The following is a 20,587-nucleotide window of genomic DNA, read 5'->3' on the forward strand; positions in this document are numbered from 1 at the left end:
CCAAAGGTTGCCGGCCAGCCGCTGACGACGACGGACCACAGCACAAATTTTTTCCCAGCGTAACAAACAGTGGTTCCCAGAATCAATCCGAATCAATTTGGGCGTGCAATCAATATTTTTTTGACTTTTTTCGCTCGCTGTGACCAAAGGTGTCCGACCGACCAATTACGCTCCCGGTCCCCTGACTGGCTAACCCCCTGAATGGTTTTTTAGAAAAGAAACAAATGGACACCATTTTGTTTTTTGCTAGCATTACCACAGGACGATACAAGAGTTCACAGGGGACCTTTTGTTGCTGTTCGTTTTTCAACTTGCACCGGGACCGACCACGATGGCGATCAACCAACTGGAGTTATGGCCCAGCGAAGAAATAGCTGTTGAGGAAGTTGCCAGCGAACCCCCTGTTGCCAGCGAACCCCTGTCGGCTGCCGCCGAAGCGAGGCAATTAGTCGCCTCGCTGCGTCGTCAAGTGACTTCTTTGGAAACGGCCACGCGAGCCACTTCGGCAACTCAGATTTCTTGCGGTTGTGCCGTTTTGGATGCCATGTTGCCGGGAGGCGGCTTGGCTCCGGGCACACTTAACGAGTGGGTCGAGCAGGAGCCTGGCGGGGGCGGAGGTTGGCTTTCCCTGCTAGCCGCTCGCAGCGCTTTGCTGCCAACTACCTCATCCCTGGCAAACTCAAGCGTCTCCCTAGCCACAGGCCAGATGGTGATTCTGGACTTAGCTGGGACATTTTACCCGCCCGCGGCGGCAGCGGCCGGGATACCGACGGAACGGATGATTGTGGTCCGCCCAGCCAATCGAGCCGATGCTTTGTGGGCGGCCGATCAGGCGCTCCGCAATCCGGCGGTCACAGTTGTTTGGGGACACTTGGAGCGGCTCGATGATCGTGAAGCGCGACGGCTGCAGTTGGCGGCCGAACTGGGCAACACCTTGGGGCTTTGGTTGCGTCCTCGCGTGGCCTTAAACGAACCGAGTTGGGCGGAAGTTCGCTGGCATGTGCGGAGTCTGCCCGGCAATAAATTAACGGCGAATCACTTTTCCAGCGGGGGTGAAACGAGTTGGCCGCCGGTCACGATTCAGCGACGCCTGGAAGCTCGCTTAGTACGTTGTCGCGGCGGTCGTTCAGGAGCGAGCGTGGTTTTAGATATTGATTCTGGCGGGCGAGTTCATCATGCGTCGAACGATCAACAAACGGCTGCTTTGCCTTTGGTTGCCCAATTGGCCCGTCCAACGTCTGATCGCCAGCAACCGCAGCGACGACTCGCCTGACAGACCGACCGTGCTGTGGGGAGCCGATCCACGTCGCGGCCGCCTCGTCGTTGCTCGCTGTCCGTTGGCGGCGGCTGTCGGTGTCCGCACTAACATGCCGCTCAGCCAAGCCGACTCGTTGCTCCGCGGTATCATGGCGGCGGAGATTTGCTTGGAGCCACATGACAGCCAAGCCGACATGGAAGCTTTGTACGATCTGGCCGAGCGGTGTGCTGAGCAATTCAGCCCGCTGATCGCGCTGGAGCCGCTCGATGATTTCCTGTGGGCCGGTCAAGTCCTGCATCAACCGCAAGCGTTATTGATGGATGTTACCGGGGTCAGCGCGTTGTTTGGTGGTGAGGATTGCTTGTTACGCGAGGTGACTGAGTTCGTCAACAAATGCGGCTATCAACCACGGCTGGCAATCGCTGACACGGCCGCCGCGGCATGGGCAGTGGCGCATTACACACCACCCCAGATGCCATCACTATTCCAGCTGGAGGACTTTTTAGCCTGGTTGGTTCCCGCTGGCGAACAAGCCGCCGCGCTAGCCAACTTGCCGATCGCCGCCTTGAGAGTTCGCAGCGAGACGACCAAGCTGCTGCGGCGATTAGGCATTCATCACATCGAAGCGCTCCGGCGTCTTCCCCGCAGTGGCTTGGCCAGCCGGCTGGGGATCACGCTGCTGCAGCGGCTCGATCAAGCGCTGGGTGAAATCGATGAACCGCTCCCCATGCACCACGCGGCTGCCAGCAACCGCCTGACTACCGAACTGGAATATCCGACCGCGGATCAAGATATTTTGGGGCACCACTTAGAGCAGCTCATTGAGAAAATCGCTGACAGTTTAGCCAAACGGCAATACGGTGCGCTGCGGATCAGCTGTCGCTTGGAGCTGCAGGCCGCTCCGGCGGTAGAATTTCGCTTAGGGTTATTCACTCCGACCGCTGACGCGGAGCATCTGATGCGATTATTCCGCGGGCACCTGACACAGCAACGTTTGCCAGCCATGGCCCATCGCTTGACCGTCACCGTTACCATGTCGGGGCCATTGGGTGTGCGACAACCGACCCTTGACGGCATCGAAGCGGGCCCAGTCGGTTCGCTGGTGGAGTTAGCCCAATTAATCGATGCACTCAGCGGACGCTTGGGGCGAGAGCGCGTGCTGGGCATCGAAGCCACCCATAATCCACTCCCCGAAGCGGCCATACGCTTGCGTCCCCTGACCGGTCAACCGCCGGGAACAATCGTCCCGGGTCGCCCCCAGCCTCAACGCCGCAAACATGGCAAAGAAAATAAACGTGACAACACAAACCGTCGTCGCCAAAGCATTCAACCACTCGAGCATTCACCCGAACATTCAATCGAGCATTCAACGCAACCAGGCGCGACGACTGCCAGCCCGGGCGATCCTCTCCGCCGCCCGTTGAACTTATTGCCACATCCCCAACGCATTCATCCGCTGGACTCTGGCAACCTCAACCGCGAGATCGCATCTCAACCCGACCAACAACCGGCACCCTATCAGCAGCAACCACCTGAGAAATTTCGCTTGGCCGGCAGAACGTATCAATTGGCGCGCTACTGGGGGCCGGAGCGGTTGGAGACAGGCTGGTGGCACGGCCCGCTGCACCGCCGCGATTACTATCGATTGGAAACGGTCGATGGAAGATGGTTATGGATTTATCGTGATTTGCGAAGCCATAGTTGGTTCCTGCACGGCTACTTCGCCTGACACAAAACCGCGAACGGTTGTCTGGGGGTTAGCCGTTTGGGCGCTAGCCCCGGTTCTCGTCTTGAACGAACTACCGCCGCGCAAACAAACGGTGGCTAGCGCCAAAACCGCTAACAAGGGAAACGCTACGACTGTTCACCTGGATGCTTGACAACTTCTGCAATCGCTTCGTATTGACGTTCACGCAGCACACCCAGTTGGGCCCGCAAACGTTCGATCGTCTCATCGAGCACTTCGCGCCGCACGGCGCCCGCTTCGACTAAAATGTCTTCCAAGGGGGGCATCGTCTCTAGTTGTGAAATGATCAATTCGCTGAGCTGCTCACGTTCCAAATAGCCGAGTTCGACGGCTAGGTGGCCAAACGGTTCGTTGTGCTCACTTTGATGAGCCAACACGTCAAAGACCTCCGCCATCGTCATCATGCCGTGCTCGACGGCAATCTGTCCCAACGGGCGACGGCATCGCATTTGATGCCTGAGCGCCGAGACAAACGCTTGAGGACTGATCTGACCATCGTCGATCAAATCGAATGCAAACCACATGATAAACCGAGCGCAAGAGGGAAATGTGGCAAATTTCGAGTCAGCTGAATTCTACGTTATTTTCCCCAACTCGGCCAACGAATATGAGTAATTCTACTCAGCTCCGCTGACCGGGCATGGTTACCTAGCAGGCTATGCCGAAACCGCCCTAGCGAGTTCTTGCTTGCTCTAATGCGTCCGCATTTCGCAACTGGCGCCACCGGCAGCCGGCAAGTAGCCTTCCATTGTATAGTCGACGACCATGCGATGGCTGCTGAACCGCCAAGCCAGGGTGCTGATGGAGTTCATCATGTGCTTGATCCAGCGGCGGGGGACCCCATCGTCATCATGCTCATAGAACATTGGAATAACTTCGTTTTCCAAGGTTTCATACAGCGCCAAAGCATCTCGCTGGTCGGTGATCTCATCGTTGTTATGGCTGCGACCATTACCGATAGCAAAGCCATTTCCGCCGTTATAAGCTTCGGCCCACCAGCCATCGAGAATACTGCAATTCAGTCCACCGTTGAGCACGACCTTTTGGCCGCTGGTGCCGCTCGCTTCCAAGGGGCGACGCGGATTATTCAACCACACGTCAACACCTTGGATTAAGTGGCGGCAGACGTTAATGTCATAATCTTCCACGAAGGCCACGCGGCCAGCGAAGCGGGAATCGTGACGCAGGTTGGCAATCTCTTGAATGAATCGTTTCCCCGGTTCATCCTTGGGATGAGACTTGCCAGCGTAAATTAATTGCACCGGGCGGGTCGTGCTGGACAACATCGCCGAGATTCGATCAAGATCGCTGAACAACAAATTGGCCCGTTTATAGGTGGCAAAGCGTCGGCCAAATCCGATCGTCAGCACTTGGGGATCCAGCACGTTCCGAGCCGCTTCGATCACGCTATCACTCTCACCACGGCGACGGCATTGGCGGGAGACGCGACGACGCACGAAAGCCAACAACAAGTTTTTCAGCGCGTTGTGCGTTTCCCAAAGTTCGCCTGGATCGACATCATGGATCGCTTGCCAAACCTCAGGTTGTCCCATCCGATCTTTCCAGCCCGCAGGAAAGTGTTTGTCATAAAGCTGTGCCATCTGACCGGCCAGCCAGCTGGGAATGTGCACGCCGTTGGTGATGTGCCCAATCGGAATCTCATCTTCATTGCGTTCGGGCCAAAGAGCGGCCCACATCCGTCGCGAGATCACGCCATGCAAATTGCTGACCGCGTTCGCTCGACGGCTCAGCTTCATCCCAATCACCGTCATGCAAAACGGCTCTTGCATGTTATCGGGATCGACGCGTCCCAAGCCGAGCAGCTGCTCATGACTGATGCCCAATTGGTCGCGTAGCGGACCGAGGTGTTCTTCGACGAGCTCAGCGGGGAAACGATCGTGGCCAGCCGGAACGGGAGTATGCGTTGTGAAAACCGTGTTTCGCGCCGTCTCATGAACCGCTTCCTCATAAGTCCGACCATCCTCTTGCATGCGTTGCCGAACGACTTCCAGCGAGCCGAAGGCGGAGTGTCCTTCGTTGAGGTGATACACACCCGGCTGAATTCCAGCCGCGTGCAATGCCCGCACCCCGCCCACGCCGAGCACTAATTCTTGACGAATTCGCGTCCGCTGGTCACCACCATACAGACGGCTGGTCAGCTCACGATCCTCCGGCTTGTTCTGCTCGACATTGCAATCCAACAAATACAGCCGCACGCGACCAACGTGCATCAACCAGACCTTGGCAGCCAATTCGCCATCGCGAGTTTGAATGCTAACTTCGATCGGTTCACCATTGCTGCCGATGGCTGGCTCGATCGGCAAATTGTCGATCTTCGTCTCGAAGTAGTCTTCCCGCTGGTAACCCTCTTCATCAAGGTACTGACGAAAGTACCCGTGCGAGTAGTACAAACCGATCGCGACCAGTGGCACACCCAGCCCCGAAGCGCTTTTGATATGGTCACCTGCCAAGACGCCCAAACCACCCGAATAAATCGGAATCGATTCGTGAATGCCAAATTCAGCGGAGAAGTAAGCGACGGGGTGCGCGCCCAGCACACCGGCCGTGCCGGAGGACCAAGTGTTGGTCTCTTCGAGGTATTCCTGCAAGCGACGGTGGGCATAGTTGATGCGACTGTGCAGCACCATCTCATTCGCTCGCAATGCCAAACGCTCGGGGGTGAACTCCCGCAGCAAAGCGATCGGATTGTGGTCTAACTGTCGCCATCGAATCGGATCAATATCGCGAAACAGCTGGTCGCATTCCGGATGCCAGGACCACCACAAGTTGCGAGCGAGTGACCACAATTTCTTGTACAGATCACGCCCCTCGGGGGTCAAATTCTCCAACGGAGCTTCACTGGAGTGTCCTTCAACGGCAACCGGTGTTTGGATGGTGCTCATGGCCAACGTGTATCCTGATAGGGTGCGAACAAACGGTTGTTAACCCGAGTTATAGTCCTTCTAACTGAGCCGCAATAGTTTGCCAGCCCAGATTGTCTCAATCTCAATCAAAGTTTCCTAATGCATATATCGTCATTTGTCGACCGTCTCGACAGCCCAGCACTCAAGGGGCTCCGCAAAGATTTGGCCAAACTGGCTCCCTCGCTGGAAAAACCGGGAGCCTGGCCGGCTGAACAACTGGAATTATGTGCCCGTGCCGGCGTCTATCGTTGGTTTATGCCTGCGGAGTCTGGGGGGCTTGGGTGGAATGAAGAAGAAAAGACTCGCGGCTATTTGCTGCTCGCCCGCTCCTGCCTGACGACAACATTTGTGATCACTCAGTTGATGGGAGCTATCCGCCGAGTAGCGGGAAGTCCAAACGTCGCGTTGGCGGCGGAGTGGCTCCAGCCGTTGCTCTCCGGGGAGCGTTTTGCCACCGTCGGCATTAGCCATCTGACCACCAGCCGACAACACTTGGGCCGTCCAGCGTTGCGGGCCGCACAAGATCGCGATCATTTTGTGCTCGATGGCTACTGCCCGTGGGTGACGGGGGGGGCCGAGGCCGATGGGCTGGTCGTGGGAGCCACGCTCGACGACGGTCGCGAACTGCTGGCGATGGTTCCCACCGGTACCCCCGGGGTGAAGCCATTCCCTGGAGCCTCGCTGCTGGCTCTGTCGGCTTCCCGCACCGATCGGGTCGAATTTGAACGGGTGATAGTAACTCCAGAAATGATGGTCGCCGGACCAATCAACGATGTGATGGCGGCCGGGCAGGGGGCTGGAACGGGCGGACTGCAAACGTCAACATTGGCGATTGGACTATGCGGAGCAGCACTCGACTTCTTGCGAGAAGAAGCCACGCGGCGCGGCGATCTGACCCTGGTGGCCGAAAGTTTGGAACAACAGGTTATGGGCTTGGAAACTGAGCTAATGGAATTTGCGGCGGGCCGCCCCAGTTGTAATCCCGCCGATCTCCGCGGCCGCGCAAACCGACTGGTGCTGCGCGTCACGCAAGCCGCTTTGACCGCCTCGAAAGGGGCTGGATTTGTCAGTGGACATCCGGCAGGACGTTGGTGCCGCGAAGCGATGTTCTTTCTCGTTTGGAGCTGTCCGCAACCGGTCAGCCAAGCGCATCTCTGCGAGTTGGCCGGCCTACCGGTGGACTGATTGCTGCCTCTGCTTCGCAGCTATTGCGCCTGACCGTGTCGAGTCAGCGGGACAAATTGCGAAACAGATCCAACCATCGGTTAACTGCAACATGCCGACGGTTAACCCGGCCGCATCAGGATGGGCAGCCAATGACTTTGCTACCAAAGGCAATTGACGATCTTTGTTTAAGACTTTATTAAAAATTGCCCTGACCGGAATCCGCTCACGCATGCCCAACCGCGGTCCATCGATCCGCAACACACCCTCACGCTGCAAGCTAGTTTGCAAACCGTCGATCACCGGTCGATACGCAACCCGCACGACAAAGTGACTGAGGTTTAAATCACGCTCATCGGTCAAACGCACAACCCGCAACGTCAGCCACAGTCGATCCTCTTCAATCTCCACCGTGATCGGCCGCGTGTTGGCAAACTGAATCTTGACGTTAGGCGGCAAGTCGACATCCAACGCGGGAACCTCGGCACCAAACATCTCCATCAACTGTGCGTAGATCTCAGTTAATGCTTGAGGTTCGCCGGCGGGTGCCAACCTTTCAAATGTATTGTTCAATGTTGACTGGTGAACTTGGATGCTCAACAGGCTGTTGCTCAGGGCGCGTGGCCGGGGCGTGAAGGCGGCCATCTGCCAATTGCCAGCCACACGATAACGGGCCACCAAACGCGACTCGGTGGTCTGCAAATCGACAACCAGGGGACTGAGTCGCAACCTCCCCAGCGGTCCCAGCAAACGCTCACTGAGTTCACTCGACGCGCGATCGATCTCTTGGTTGATCTCAGCCGATACGGTGGTCTCGATCTCATCCCGCACAAGCTGCTCCGATTGCCGCCGGGCCGCTGCTGCGCGGTCGCGATACTGCGAAAGGGCAATCCCGCGGACCAACGACTCGATTACGGGAAAACCATCAAAATCGGTTCGCATTCCGCGCATCTTCACATGCGAGTTAACTGCGGCAGCGGTTTCTCCGATTTCGACGCCAGCTCGATTGACTCGCAGTTCCGTCGCCGCGTTGAAATTTGACAACGAACGATTGGCGATTTGCACCGGCCAGCGGCTGGAATCGGTGGAGCCATGAATCGCTCCCTGCGTGAACAGATTTAAATGCCACGCGCCCATGTTGGGCAGCAACTGAAAAGCGAGTTGACTGTGGACGACGCCGGTACCACGAACGGGCACTCCGACGATGGTTTGCCGAATGGGCGTGGTGCGAGCGGGTATCTCGGGCAACAACCGTTCCATGAAACTGGCCGAGACTGCCAGCCGCAAATTTCCGTTGCGATAGTAGTCATTAATGGCCTCAGCCACCGCGACCGCTGGCGGATGCTCTGAGAACCGCAATGACTGGACTGTCGCGGCGACTTCGATCTTGCCTAAATCGAGCGAGTCTGATTCGAGACGTTCGAGCTGACGCAGCAACATCGCATAGTCGATGGGCGAGTCGGCCCAGGGACGAATATCACGGACCAAGCGATGCACGCTAGAATCATCCAGCCAACTGACTTGCTCTTCGCTGAGGCCTTCCCATTCGATCCGTGAAAGCAACCGCTGGGCCAAGATGCGTCGCGGCTCGACATCTGCTCGTTGATCGTGAAGGACGATTTCGTCGAGCATTAAATAGCGATTCCAGCCTTCAAAATCCCCCGTCTCGCGACAGCGGGCCAGCAACTCGTCAGCGGTCGCCGCCAGCGCCGGGGTCTCGCGATTTCGCAGCCCCACGGTCCGCCAATGACTGGTCGTATCACCCACGTTCCAAATCGCCTGCCAAACCGCGGTGCGGCGTAGCAATGCGTGCGAAGCCCGTAACACTAGTTGTTGCAACTCGCGCTGCTCCCTCCGCGCTTCCCCGTCAGCCAGGCCAGCCATTGCCAATTGCCGCAGTGATTCAATCAGTGCACCCGCTTGAGGTGCTTGCAGGGAGGGCAAGGATTGCAGTTCCGCCAATTGCTGACGGACACTCGAAATCCAAGGTTGCAGGCTCGCCAGCTCCTCGCGCTCCGACAACTGCGACAAGGTCGCGCTGAGCCGGGGAGTCTCGGGCCAGGCCATGCCATGCGGGCCCACCTCCAAGCTGCGGCGGTCGGTCGCCGAGTTGTCGGTGGAATGCTCAGCATCGAGTTGCGAGTCAGTTTGGCCCGCGTGCTCACGCTGGCGATCACTGACTGCAGCCGGGTCGTCAGAAAGGAACAGGCTCTCGCCAGCGGAGAACAACGTCGCCTGGGGCGCGGACCCGAGCGGATCACCCGCTTCGGCACGCTCGCGATCAGCAACGTTGCCGCGATCTCCCGGACGGAAATTAACGGCTGTCGCTCGCGTTGAACTCACGCCAAAAACATCATCATCCGCAAACCCATTTGCGGCGAATCCGCTCCCTGCCAATTCAGTTTGACGGTCTGGCACCGGGGCCAGCAAAGTTGCCTGCGCCAGCGGCTCTCCGGCCGGTCGCGGCAAAATATCGGACGGGCAGAGGGCATCGACTTGCGAGTCAGTAGCCGTTGCTTGCGGGTTCCGAATGGCCCAGCGGAGATAATATTGCGGATCAATCGACTGCGGGTCTAGCTGGGCGTTTGCCCGACCACTGGAATCGAGCGTCCGGGGCGGCGCGTAATCTCGCTGCGAATCGGCGCGGCGAGCGGCGTCCTGCCCCGCATTTAGCCCCTGGACGCCGGCGAGTTGCAACCCCAGAAAACTACGCAAACGGGGCGCGCCGATCAGCACGAGGATCACGGCGCTGACGGCCAGTGCTGGCCAAAACAAAATCCTTGCGTTGCGTTTCCGTCGCATGTCCGACGATCCTTCCTGGGAGTCGAAGAGCTTACTTCGATGGCTTTACCGCCCCGCCCACGACGGCACACCACCAGGCATTTTTTTCGGCCTCACCCTCCAGACACGTCCAGTGGATCTTGGCCGATGCGCGCATTCGCTACGGTCGCTACAATTTGCCAAGCAGGAACGTGAAAAATCGAGGTTGCCCTAGTTCTTACTGCCCTGCCTGCGTCTCCACCAAGACGGTATCCTCGTGTTCGTAGCCGGGAGCGCAGCAACAAATTAACCGCAAGGTCTCGCTGCCCGTGTTGGTTATTTGATGCACCGCGCCGGGAGGAATCGCAATCGCATCCCCAGGTCCGACCGCGCGGCGCTCTTGGTCGATCATCATTTCCCCCTCACCGACTAGAATGAAGTAGATTTCCTCCGTTTGAGGATGATAGTGGGGCGTGGTGGTCAGCCCCGGTCCGATACGTGCTTCGGCCAACGATTGGTTACGGATCGCCGAATTGCGGTGAGCCAATAATTCGCGAATTTCCGAGCCGTCTTTAGTGATGAACGGCGTCGCTTTTTCTAGATTTTGAATGTCCATATGTCTCTGCGCGTAATGTTGATGGCCGGATCGATGGAAGCGGGGGGCAGCGAACAACAAACGCTGTTGCTGCTGCAGCATCTTAACCGCCAACGCTTTGCGCCTGAACTCTACTTGACGCGACGTTGCGGCAGCCTGTTGTCACACATCCCCGCCGACGTGCCAGTCTTTGCTTTTGACGATCATCCGTTTCAGCCCCGCCTAAATTGGCCCGGACGCTGGCATCACCGTTTGGTGCGCAGGCTCCGCGATCACATCCTGGCGCGACAAATCGAAGTCGTCTATGACCGCACATTTCACATGTCCTTGCTCGCCGGCCCAGCCTGTGGTCGCGACGTGCCTCGCGTTGCCACCATCGTCAGTCCGCCCGATCAAGATCTACCAGCCAGCGAATCACGTTTCTTGACTGCCAAGCGCCGACGCTTGGCGAAATCTTACCGCCAAGCTCAGCACGTGTTGGCCGTCAGCGAGGCTGTGCGGCAAGCAGCGATCGCATACTACCAATTGCCCCCACAGCATGTGATCACGGTTCATAACCCAGTCGATCGTGCCGCCCTCTTGGCCAGCCGCCAAGCGATCAAACCAGCGACAGACGCCGCTCCTTCGACCACTTCGCGCGACCAGCTGCGGATTGCTTGCATCGGTCGCATGAGCCATGAAAAAGGGCAAGACGTGCTGCTGCACGCGATCAGCCTGCTGCAACGTAACGAACCGACGACAGCACCGAACATCAGCGTTTACATGATCGGCAACGGACCTCAGCGACTAGCCTTGGAACAACTGGCCGAGGAATTGGGCATCAAGCAGCAGATTCACTTTACCGGCCAACGCTCAGACGTTGCCAGCTTGTTATCCAGCTGCCAACTGCTAGTCAGTCCCTCGCGGTACGAAGGCCTCTCCAACGTGATCTTGGAAGCCTTTGCGCTGGAAGTCCCCGTGATCGCCACGTCGGTCGGCGGAAGTCCCGAATTAGTCCAACACGGCGTCACCGGTTTATTGATTGCCCCAGATCAGCCAGCGAAACTCGCCGCAGCCATCGAACACATGTGTCATCAACCGCAGCAAGCGGCGGAATACAGTCGCCGGGCGAGGGAACTGGTCAGCGGAAAATTTTCTCTGCAAACCTATCTCCACAAAATCGAGCAGCTGTTGCTCTCGGCAGCCGCGGTCTGAATCGTCAACTGTCGACCGGCTTGGCCTGCGGTTTGGCAACAGGCCGTCTTTCTTGAGCAGTTGTTGCTGGAGAGCCTGTTTCTGGGGTTCCTGCTGGCTGAGTCTTCGCTTTATCCGCAGCGGTTTCAGCGCGGGCTTTGCACAGCACTTCCAGCTTTTCAATTTGCCCCTCGAGCGCGGCCAAATCTTTCAACAATTGCTCGTGTTGATTCCGCAGACTGGCTAAACGTTTCTCGGGACGAATGCGGAACAGCCGCTGGGCCAAATCAAACAACACCAAAGCCCGCAGCGCCTTGGTGGAAACACCTCGCAACCGATAAACCCTGGCCATTTTGGTCAGCTGTTGGACCTTAGCCACTTTTGCCAGACGAGTCGCTCTTAGGACTTGCAATGATCGCAAGAATGAAATGATCGGCAACAAGATGATGGCCAGATCCAACCAGTGCTTTTTGCAATACGCTAATTTTTTATCGGCGGCTGAAATCATCACAATGAATTCAGTCGTAAACGCAAACCAAATCAAGCCGGTGCTAAAATGCAAGCCGTAGCGGAGCGCTGGATAGCGATCAACTTGTTCTTTCAGAAAAAACTCAATCCCCAAGACGGGTAAAATGAGCACGGCGATACCCAACATGGGAATGCTGAAAAATCGCACCAGAGCCTCACGTAGCTGGTCATTGGGTTGTTGCCAGCCAACCCAAGGAAACCAAATGGCCTCGCCCATTTCGGGAGAACGTAAACACATCCGCAAGGGCGGGAACAAACAACAACTCATCGCGTGCAAGTGTTGTCGACGCTGCCCCAGCCCGCGTGGTCGAATCAACCAATAGAGCACTGCTTCGGCAATAAACAACGGCCAAATCGCCAGCATGAACCAGCCGGCGAACTGTGCGAGCGCGGCGACAGGAGGTTCCACCGACAAAGTCAGTTCGGCCGGCGGCTCGGCAGCCTCATCGGCAGCCAAGCCAGTTGCTGGCCTTGCTGTCATATTGGCCGCTGGCGTTACATCGGCCGCTGGCGTTCCTTCAACCGTCGGCGTTATACCCGCCGCTAGTTCGCCGTCCGTCGCAGCGTTAGCTAGTTGCTCATCGAGCGCACGTTCGCTCAGCGAAGGCATATCGACAAAGATCACCACCAGCGTTGCCAGGGCGAGCAAAAAAGCGACGGCCAAGCCGAACATCGCGGGCGCAACCAGCACGGCGAGACGTCGTCGCCTTTGCGGTGAATTAAAGAGCGAGAGCTTCACGCGACCAGAAACCGTTGCACGCGGTGATTGTTGGAATCCAATACAAAAAGTCTTCCTTGCGAATCGAGCACGACGCCCCAAGGTTGATAGAATTCTCCCTCATCGTGACCGGGACGGCCCACGATCCCCAATGACTCACCAGCGGGTGTAAACCGCTGCACCCGCTGGTTGCCATACTCGCAGACATACAACATGCCTTGAGAGTCGAAGGCCAGATCATAAGGATAATATAACTGGCCCGGTTGCTGACCTTCACTACCCCAGATTGCCCGCAGCGTCGGTTTGCCACTGACGTCAAAAACCTGAATGCGGTGGTTGCAGGCATCGGCGATCCAAAGCGTTTGGCCGTCATCGCTGAGCACTAAACTTTGAGGCCTCACAAAACTCCCCGGTTCCCTCCCCGTACCTCCCCAAGCGTCCACGAAATTGCCCTGTGGGTCAAATCGTTGGATGCGATCGGAATCTCCATACTCACCCACGTAAGTGACCCCTTCACGATCACGAACCGCATCGGTCACGAAGGCGAATTGGCCTGGCTGGTGCCCCTGCACTCCGCCGATGGTTTGTTTCTCCAGCGGTTCACCGGTGAGCGTAAAGACTAACATCCGGTAATAATGCGTATCGGCCACCAGCAATTGATCATTGGCATCGACCGCTAGGCCGGTGGGACGCCCATACTCGGTCTTGGGCATCTTCCAGCCCCGCAAGTAGTTGCCATCGCCATCGAAGACTTGGATTCGACCAGTGGTATCAACCAAGTACAAATGGTCATGGCGGTCGATCGCGACGGCGCGGGGCTTGAGCACGCGACCGGGACTCAATCCCCGCCGCCCCCAGACCGCATCGGGAGTGACGCGGCCCAGGTCACTGGGCGGCCCCAGACAGCCGGAGAGTGTCAGCAGGGAAGTACCCACTGCGGAGGCTCCCAGAGCCAGCGTGCTCTGCTTGAGAAACAGACGGCGACTGTTCTCCGGACCGGACATTGGCTTCCCGACCTCTGAATCCCCAAACTCTGGTGAATTTTCTTGCGACGGCGGTTTCATACCAGACGAAGGGGCTCAAGTAATGAATTGGAGGTGTTTGATCGCGTGACGTTCACAGCGACGACAGGTCGGGCGATCACAAGTCGGGTCACGGCAAGTCGGGTCACGGCAAGTCCGGTCACGGCAAGTCCGGTCACGGCGGGAACGAACTGTGTCGCCTGGGCGTATCACCGCAGTTGTTGCCGAAGGGCTACTCCCTTAGAATACTCGATTCGGTCTTCCCTTGTTCCGCCGATCCCTTTGCTCACTCTCGATTTGCCCTGCTTGGCGAACACTAGTCTATGGCGAACATTGTTGATTTGCGGCGGGCTGATGACCCCAGCGACATGGTCCACCGAGCGGTGCAAGTGTTAGCCGAGGGGGGGTTATTGGCTGTACCGACCGACACCACCTATGCGTTAGCCGCTTGCGCCCTTTCGCATGAACCGGTGGCTCGCATGCTCGACGTTTTGGCTCAAATCTCTCCGCAGCCACCCACCGGTCCGATTTTAGCAGTTCCTAGTGCGGAAGCTGCGTGGGACTACATCAATCCGCACCAACCCCTCGCCAGGCGTTTGGCGAGGCGTTGTTGGCCTGGTCCAATTACACTGGAGTTGGCTTGCGGTGCCGCCGATTCCGCCGCCATGCAATTACCGGAATCGCTTCGCGTGGCGTTCATGGATGCCGACGGCTATTTGCCGATGCGTGTCGTGGGGCATCCGTTTATCCAGCAATTACATCGTTTTTTGGCGGGTCCGATCGTGCTGGCCGGCACTTATTCCGAGGGCGAGAAACCGCACACCACTTGCAGTCAGTGCGCCGCAGCGACTGGGGATCGCATCCCCCTGCTTCTCGATGACGGCCCGACACGTTACGGTGGTCCAGCTACTGTGGTTCGTGTAGTGGACAATAGTTACAAAATACGACTTGAGGGCGTTGTGGAATCGGGGGCAATCGAAAAATTCGCGAAACCGCTGGTTGTGCTGGTCTGCACCGGCAATACCTGTCGCAGTCCGATGGCTGAGGTCATGCTGCGACAGCGATTAAAGGGAGCCACCGAGGGCGAAGACGCCGTGGGTGTGGTCAGCGCCGGGATCGCCGCTTTCCAGGGGGATCAAGCCAGCAGTCAAGCGGTCGAAGTGATGGGCAAGCGAGGTTTGGACTTGACGGGACATGCCAGCCAGCCGATGACCGAACAGTTGTTACAATTAGCAGACGTGGTGCTGACCATGACTCGCGGGCACCGGGAAGCGATTCTGATGCGATATCCAGAAGCGGCTGACCGCGTGCACACCTTGCGAATTGACGGCGGCGATATTGCCGATCCGGTCGGAGCACCACTTGAGGTTTACCAACAATGCGCTGACCAGATCGACAGCCAACTGGAGATATGGGTCGAGCGTTTGCAAGATCAGTGGAATACTGGGACAGGGCTATGATGCGAATCAGCTTGGGAAGTGATCACCGCGGCGTCAGCATTCGCCCCCGCTTGATCCAAACGTTAGAAGCCAACGGGTTCACATGCTGTGACGAAGGTACCTCCACCACGGCCGCCTGCGACTATCCCGATATTGCCGCCGTCGTAGCCCGCAAAGTCAGTTGTGGAGAAGCCGATCGCGGCATTCTGATCTGCGGCACCGGTTTGGGGATGGCGATCACGGCAAATAAATTTCCCGGCGTTCGCGCGGCTCCCTGCTACGAAAAAGTCATGGTCGAAATGGCTCGACGCCACAACGACGTCAACGTGCTCTGTTTGCCCGGTGACATGATCGGCGATCGCCCCATCGACGAACTTGTCCTGCTGTGGCTCAACACCGAATTCGAGGGCGGACGCCATGCCCGCCGTGTCGAAAAAATCTGCCAAGTGGAACAGAGCAACATCAGCCAAATCTCCAACTGAGGCACAGCCAGTCAAACCGGCCAACACGGCCCTCAGAACGTTGACTTGGGTTGATAACCGTAGTCAGGCGACTGCATGGGAACAGCATTAGGGTCGCTGATCGGTTGGCCAGTCATCAACAGGTAACCCACCGCGCCGAAAACCAACATCAACGGCTCGGTGGCGACCATCCCGATACAACAGGTCAACAGCACTGGCACGACCATCAGGGCACGCACAATCCACCACAGCAAAAACCCGTTTAACAGGTTCTTCGTGGCAATCTGCAAAGCGGTCCCCATGCTGCCACTCTCCTCGTTGCGGTTGTCCAGTGCCAAAAAGAACTTTGGCCAGACAAACAGCAACACAATCGCGTTCAACAAACCGCTGCCAAAAGCGATCCCCATGGAAACGAACACCAACTCCGGGTCGCCCTGCAAGTTCTGGCCTGGCTGATTCGGCTGCAACTGAGAACTGGCAATCTGGCTGACGAGCGTCAGCACGAAAAAAGGAATCAAGACTGGGATCAGCTTGACGAAAATCGAAACCGGCATGAACACGTGGGCTGGCGATGCCTGTTCATTGCGGCAAACCTTTAACGCCAGGTTACCGAGCCCCAGCCAGATATACCAACTGAAGATCCCAATTACGAACGTTAGCGCCATGGTGATCAAGTTTTGTGCGTCTTGATCAATTCCGCCACCTATCATGCTAACAACGCCGGTGATGATGCCCACTACCATACCGAAACCGATTGAAACCGCGATGTAGATCAGCCCACCCAGCACCAAGGGTTGCCAGCGAGCGGTAAAAATCGCCCAACCCAAGCTGAAAATCTGCTCCATCCTGGCCCGCTGAATCATCAAATCGCCACGCGGCAGCGCCTCTCCCGCGAGACCCTCTCCACCACTCCCCGAAGCGAAGGCGTAAGGATTATTGCCAGCCTCCGAGTCACCCGCCTTGCTGGCACCGACGGGCGGCAGTGCGGAGCTGGGCGTGGTTGACTGGGGAACGGTAAACGAGCCCATTTGCCCGGGACCGCTATCGATTTGACCTCCGGCTGCTGGCCCGCCATCCGCTGACTCGCCTGGCCGATCTTGTTCGGGGACACGAAAAGTATGCTGGCAGGCTGGACAGCGGGCCATCCGCCCCACCGCCGAAGCGGGTAGCTCGAGGGTCGATTGGCATTGAGGGCAAGCTTGTCGAATCGTATCCATGTGACTGTTCTGCGTCGCTGATCGGAGGCTAGCTGGCGTTGTGACTGCAAACGGAGTTTAGCTTATCGTCATGCGCCGGCGGGAGGTGATTGAACCAAAATGACCGTTACTAGGGGGAGACATCGGTGTGGCGAGTTAGCATCGGTGAGAAAAAAATCTATCAATAGGAAGCGTAAATCCCGCAGCAAAGCCTCCGCATTCGCGTTGGCACCCTCCCGCAACGGCCGGTTTTTGTTATGTTTTTCGGGGATTTAGTGCTCTTCTTGAGCAAACACGCGGATCAAAACGCCAAAAAATGGAAACTTCGCCGTGCCCGCACGCGCCGACATTAAAAAAATATTGCTGATTGGAAGTGGCCCGATTGTGATCGGCCAAGCTTGCGAGTTCGATTACTCGGGCACGCAAGCCTGCAAGGCGCTCCGCGAAGAGGGTTACGAGGTGGTGCTGGTCAACAGCAACCCGGCCACCATCATGACCGATCCCCAAACGGCAGATGCGACTTACATCGAGCCGCTGACTTGGCAGATGGTCGAAAAGGTCATTGAACGCGAGCGGCCCGACGCTTTACTGCCGACGCTCGGTGGTCAAACCGGCTTGAACTTGGCAATGGACCTGTCCGAGCACGGCGTGCTCGATAAGTATGGCGTGGAGATGATCGGAGCCAACGCCAAGGTAATCGCCAAAGCCGAGGAGCGCGACCAATTCAAAGCGGCGATGGAGAAGATCGGGCTGGATGTCTGTCGCGGGGAAACCGTGCACACCCTGGAAGAAGCGCGCACCGCTGTTACCGAGATCGGTCTGCCCTGCGTGGTCCGCCCCAGCTATACGCTCGGTGGCTCCGGTTCGGCAATCGCTTACAACCGAGACGAATTCGATGACTTGGTCAAGAATGGACTCGATCAAAGCCCGGTTCGCGAAGTCTTGATCGAAGAATCGATCATTGGCTGGAAAGAATATGAAATGGAGGTCATGCGAGACCTCGACGATAACGTGGTGATTATCTGCGCGATCGAAAACTTTGACGCCATGGGGGTCCACACCGGCGACTCAATCACGGTTGCTCCGGCGCAAACCCTGACCGACAAAGAATATCAACGCATGCGAGTCGCTTCGCTGGCGGTGATCCGTGAGATCGGGGTGGAGACCGGGGGCAGCAACATTCAATTCGCGATCGAACCGACAACTGGTCGCATGATTGTCATCGAGATGAACCCACGGGTCTCGCGAAGCAGCGCGCTAGCCAGCAAAGCGACCGGTTTTCCGATTGCCAAAATTGCCGCCAAACTGGCTGTCGGTTATCGACTTTGGGAATTGCCCAACGACATTACACAGAAGACCAAAGCCTGCTTCGAGCCGTCGATCGACTATGTCGTCACCAAGATTCCTCGCTTTGCTTTTGAGAAATTTCCCGAGGCCGATGCCACGCTGACCACGCAGATGAAAAGCGTGGGAGAGACGATGGCGATTGGGAGAACGTTCCAAGAATCGCTGCAGAAGGCGCTGCGAGGATTGGAAATCGGCGTGTTTGGCTTGGGCGCCGATAGCAAAGATCGCTGGGGCTCGGAAACGCAACCCGACATGGATGAAATTCGGGCTCGCCTCAGCACGCCCGGCGCGGGACGCATTTTCTTTATTCGCTACGCCATGCTGGCCGGCATGACCCAGGAAGAGATCTACGATCTCACGCATATCGATTATTGGTTCCTTGATTCGATTGCCCAATTGATTGAGCTGGAATCGCAATTGCGGAACGTGGGCACCCTCGATCAACTGACTAAGGAACAGATCCTGATTGCCAAGCGGGCCGGTTTTTCCGATCGTCAACTGGGCACGATCTTCCATAAAACCGAGCTGCAAATCCGCGCTCGCCGCAAAGAACTGGGGGTCCTGCCAGTCTTTAAGAGCGTTGATACGTGCGCCGCCGAATTCGAAGCAGTCACACCTTATTTTTACAGCACCTACGAATCGGAAAGCGAAGTCCCAGCGAAGTCATCCAAGCCGCGAGTGATCATTCTCGGCGGTGGCCCCAACCGCATCGGTCAAGGGATTGAGTTTGATTACTGTTGCTGTCACGCCAGTTTCGCGCTGCGAGAAATGGGCGTGGAAAGTGTGATGGTAAATAGCAACCCGGAAACGGTCAGCACCGATTACGACACCAGCGATCTACTCTTCTTCGAACCGCTCACGATCGAAGATGTGCTGAATATCTGCGATGAGATCAAGCCCGACGGCGTGATCGTCCAGTTCGGTGGCCAAACGCCGCTGAATCTTGCTCGCGGTCTCAAGGATGCCGGGGTCCCCATCATCGGCACGTCGGTTGAGACGATTGAGTCGGCCGAGGATCGCGAACTGTTCCAACGAATGATCGAAGAATTGGGCTTGCGGCAACCACCGGCTGGCATCGCCCGCACGATGAGCGAAGCGCGGGGCGAAGTCAAACGGATCGGTTACCCCGTGCTTGTGCGACCAAGCTTCGTGCTCGGCGGTCGCGCCATGGAGATCTGTTATGACAAGTTTCAATTTGATCGCTTCGTCGCCGAGGCGTTCGTGGTCGCTGAAGGTCAACCGGTGCTGATCGACCGCTTCCTGGAAGATGCCACCGAGGTCGATGTCGACGCGCTCTGCGATGGCGAAACCTGCGTGGTGATGGGCATCATGGAGCATATTGAAGAGGCGGGCGTTCACTCGGGGGACTCGGCCTGCGCGATCCCACCTTTTGATCTCGCTGAAGAGGTGCTGGAAACGATTCGCCAAGCCACTCAGCAACTGGCCAAGCGGCTGAACGTGATCGGCCTGATGAATATCCAGTTTGCCATCAAGCAGGAAGATTCGGGACCGGTTGTCTACATCCTCGAAGTCAACCCGCGGGCCAGCCGCACGGTCCCCTTCGTGGCCAAAGCCACTGGAGTGCCCGTCGCCGGTTTGGCAACTAAAGTCATGTGGGGCAAAAAGTTGACCGAGCTGGGGATTACCAGCCAACCGATTCCCCGCCACGTCTCGATCAAAGAAAGCGTCTTCCCGTTCCGAAAATTTGCCGGCGTCGACATTGTCTTGGGACCGGAAATGCGATCCACCGGCGAGGTGATGGGGATCAGCGAAACGTTCGCCATGGCTTTTGCCAAAAGTCAGTTAGCTGCCGGGACCGTGCTGCCTACGACCGGAAACGTCTTCCTCAGCCTTTCGGCGCGACACAAACCCCATGTGCTCGAAATCGGCCGCAGCTTGATCGAACTCGGATTCTCTGTGTTGGCGACCACCGGCACCGCCGATCGGCTGGAAGAAGCCGGCTTGCCCGTGACCCGCGTTCGTAAGATTGCCGAGGGACATCCCAACTTGATCGACTACCTCAAGAACGAGGATGTGCACTTGGTGATTAACACCCCCAGCGGCAAGGGCGCGCGGACCGACGAAGGAAAAATTCGCGCCACGGCTGTCCAGCATGGCATCCCCTGCATCACCACGATCACGGCCACCCTAGCCGCGATACAAGGCATGGCGGCGGAACGCGATTCCTCGATGACCGTCCAGTCGCTTCAGGATCGTTACGCCGAAAAGCCTACGTCGCCCTAAGCTCCGTGAAA

14 protein-coding genes are annotated in these 20,587 nt (G+C 57.5%); 7 read left to right on the forward strand and 7 right to left on the reverse strand.

From position 1 onward, the window contains the following. The first annotated feature begins 331 nt into the window (after positions 1 to 331). Positions 332 to 1,273 carry an ImuA family protein gene (locus SH139x_RS27625; protein WP_488352942.1) on the forward strand — a complete coding sequence of 314 codons (942 nt, stop codon included), beginning with the start codon at positions 332 to 334 and terminating at the stop codon, positions 1,271 to 1,273. Then, positions 1,176 to 2,987: a Y-family DNA polymerase gene (locus SH139x_RS27630; protein ID WP_488352943.1), complete on the forward strand. Its 1,812-nt coding sequence runs from the start codon at positions 1,176 to 1,178 to the stop codon at positions 2,985 to 2,987. The genes SH139x_RS27625 and SH139x_RS27630 overlap by 98 nt, the downstream gene beginning before the upstream one ends. Positions 2,988 to 3,112: 125 nt before the next feature. Here the strand turns inward: SH139x_RS27630 and SH139x_RS27635 are convergent, their stop codons facing one another. Beyond that, entirely contained in the window at positions 3,113 to 3,529 is a 417-nt protein-coding gene (locus tag SH139x_RS27635; RefSeq protein ID WP_488352944.1) for a hypothetical protein, read from the reverse strand. A gap of 168 nt (positions 3,530 to 3,697) precedes the next feature. Then, entirely contained in the window at positions 3,698 to 5,908 is a 2,211-nt protein-coding gene (gene glgP, locus SH139x_RS27640; protein ID WP_488352945.1) for an alpha-glucan family phosphorylase, read from the reverse strand. Positions 5,909 to 6,028: 120 nt separating this feature from the next. Between glgP and SH139x_RS27645 the strand changes: the two genes are divergently transcribed. After that, on the forward strand, positions 6,029 to 7,114 hold the full coding sequence (locus SH139x_RS27645; protein ID WP_488352946.1) for an acyl-CoA dehydrogenase family protein: 1,086 nt from the start codon (positions 6,029 to 6,031) through the stop codon (positions 7,112 to 7,114). Here the strand turns inward: SH139x_RS27645 and SH139x_RS27650 are convergent. Continuing rightward, positions 7,100 to 9,895 (reverse strand): hypothetical protein, encoded by a 2,796-nt coding sequence (locus SH139x_RS27650; RefSeq protein ID WP_488352947.1) that lies wholly within the window; start codon positions 9,893 to 9,895, stop codon positions 7,100 to 7,102. The genes SH139x_RS27645 and SH139x_RS27650 overlap by 15 nt on opposite strands. Positions 9,896 to 10,091: 196 nt before the next feature. Then, complete coding sequence (locus SH139x_RS27655) at positions 10,092 to 10,469, reverse strand: cupin domain-containing protein (RefSeq protein ID WP_488352948.1); 378 nt, start codon at positions 10,467 to 10,469, stop codon at positions 10,092 to 10,094. On the opposite strand from SH139x_RS27655, the gene SH139x_RS27660 reads away from it, so the two are divergent. Beyond that, the gene (locus SH139x_RS27660; protein WP_488352949.1) at positions 10,470 to 11,642 is read left to right on the forward strand and encodes a glycosyltransferase; all 1,173 of its coding nucleotides are present in this window, start codon (positions 10,470 to 10,472) and stop codon (positions 11,640 to 11,642) included. 4 nt (positions 11,643 to 11,646) lie between these two features. Here SH139x_RS27660 and SH139x_RS27665 read toward each other — a convergent pair whose 3' ends face one another. Continuing rightward, the gene (locus tag SH139x_RS27665) at positions 11,647 to 12,888 is read right to left on the reverse strand and encodes an ion transporter (protein WP_488352950.1); all 1,242 of its coding nucleotides are present in this window, start codon (positions 12,886 to 12,888) and stop codon (positions 11,647 to 11,649) included. Then, positions 12,885 to 13,871 carry an NHL repeat-containing protein gene (locus SH139x_RS27670; RefSeq protein WP_488352951.1) on the reverse strand — a complete coding sequence of 329 codons (987 nt, stop codon included), beginning with the start codon at positions 13,869 to 13,871 and terminating at the stop codon, positions 12,885 to 12,887. Before SH139x_RS27670 ends, SH139x_RS27665 begins: the two co-directional genes overlap by 4 nt. Positions 13,872 to 14,212: 341 nt before the next feature. Between SH139x_RS27670 and SH139x_RS27675 the strand changes: the two genes are divergently transcribed. Continuing rightward, complete coding sequence (locus SH139x_RS27675; protein ID WP_488352952.1) at positions 14,213 to 15,349, forward strand: arsenate reductase/protein-tyrosine-phosphatase family protein; 1,137 nt, start codon at positions 14,213 to 14,215, stop codon at positions 15,347 to 15,349. Next, positions 15,346 to 15,810, forward strand: a complete 465-nt coding sequence (gene rpiB, locus SH139x_RS27680) for a ribose 5-phosphate isomerase B (RefSeq protein ID WP_488352953.1) — start codon at positions 15,346 to 15,348, stop codon at positions 15,808 to 15,810. The genes SH139x_RS27675 and rpiB overlap by 4 nt, the downstream gene beginning before the upstream one ends. A 32-nt stretch (positions 15,811 to 15,842) precedes the next feature. On the opposite strand, the gene SH139x_RS27685 is transcribed toward rpiB, so the two are convergent. Further along, a complete protein-coding gene (locus SH139x_RS27685; protein WP_488352954.1) occupies positions 15,843 to 17,006 on the reverse strand; it encodes a zinc ribbon domain-containing protein in 1,164 nt (387 codons plus the stop codon). A 309-nt stretch (positions 17,007 to 17,315) separates the two neighbouring features. On the opposite strand from SH139x_RS27685, the gene carB reads away from it, so the two are divergent. After that, on the forward strand, positions 17,316 to 20,576 hold the full coding sequence (gene carB, locus SH139x_RS27690) for a carbamoyl-phosphate synthase large subunit (protein WP_488352955.1): 3,261 nt from the start codon (positions 17,316 to 17,318) through the stop codon (positions 20,574 to 20,576). Positions 20,577 to 20,587 lie beyond the last annotated feature (11 nt).

It is taken from the genome of Kothea flammea (assembly GCF_052161645.1).
Lineage (GTDB): Bacteria > Planctomycetota > Planctomycetia > Pirellulales > Pirellulaceae > Laterigemmans.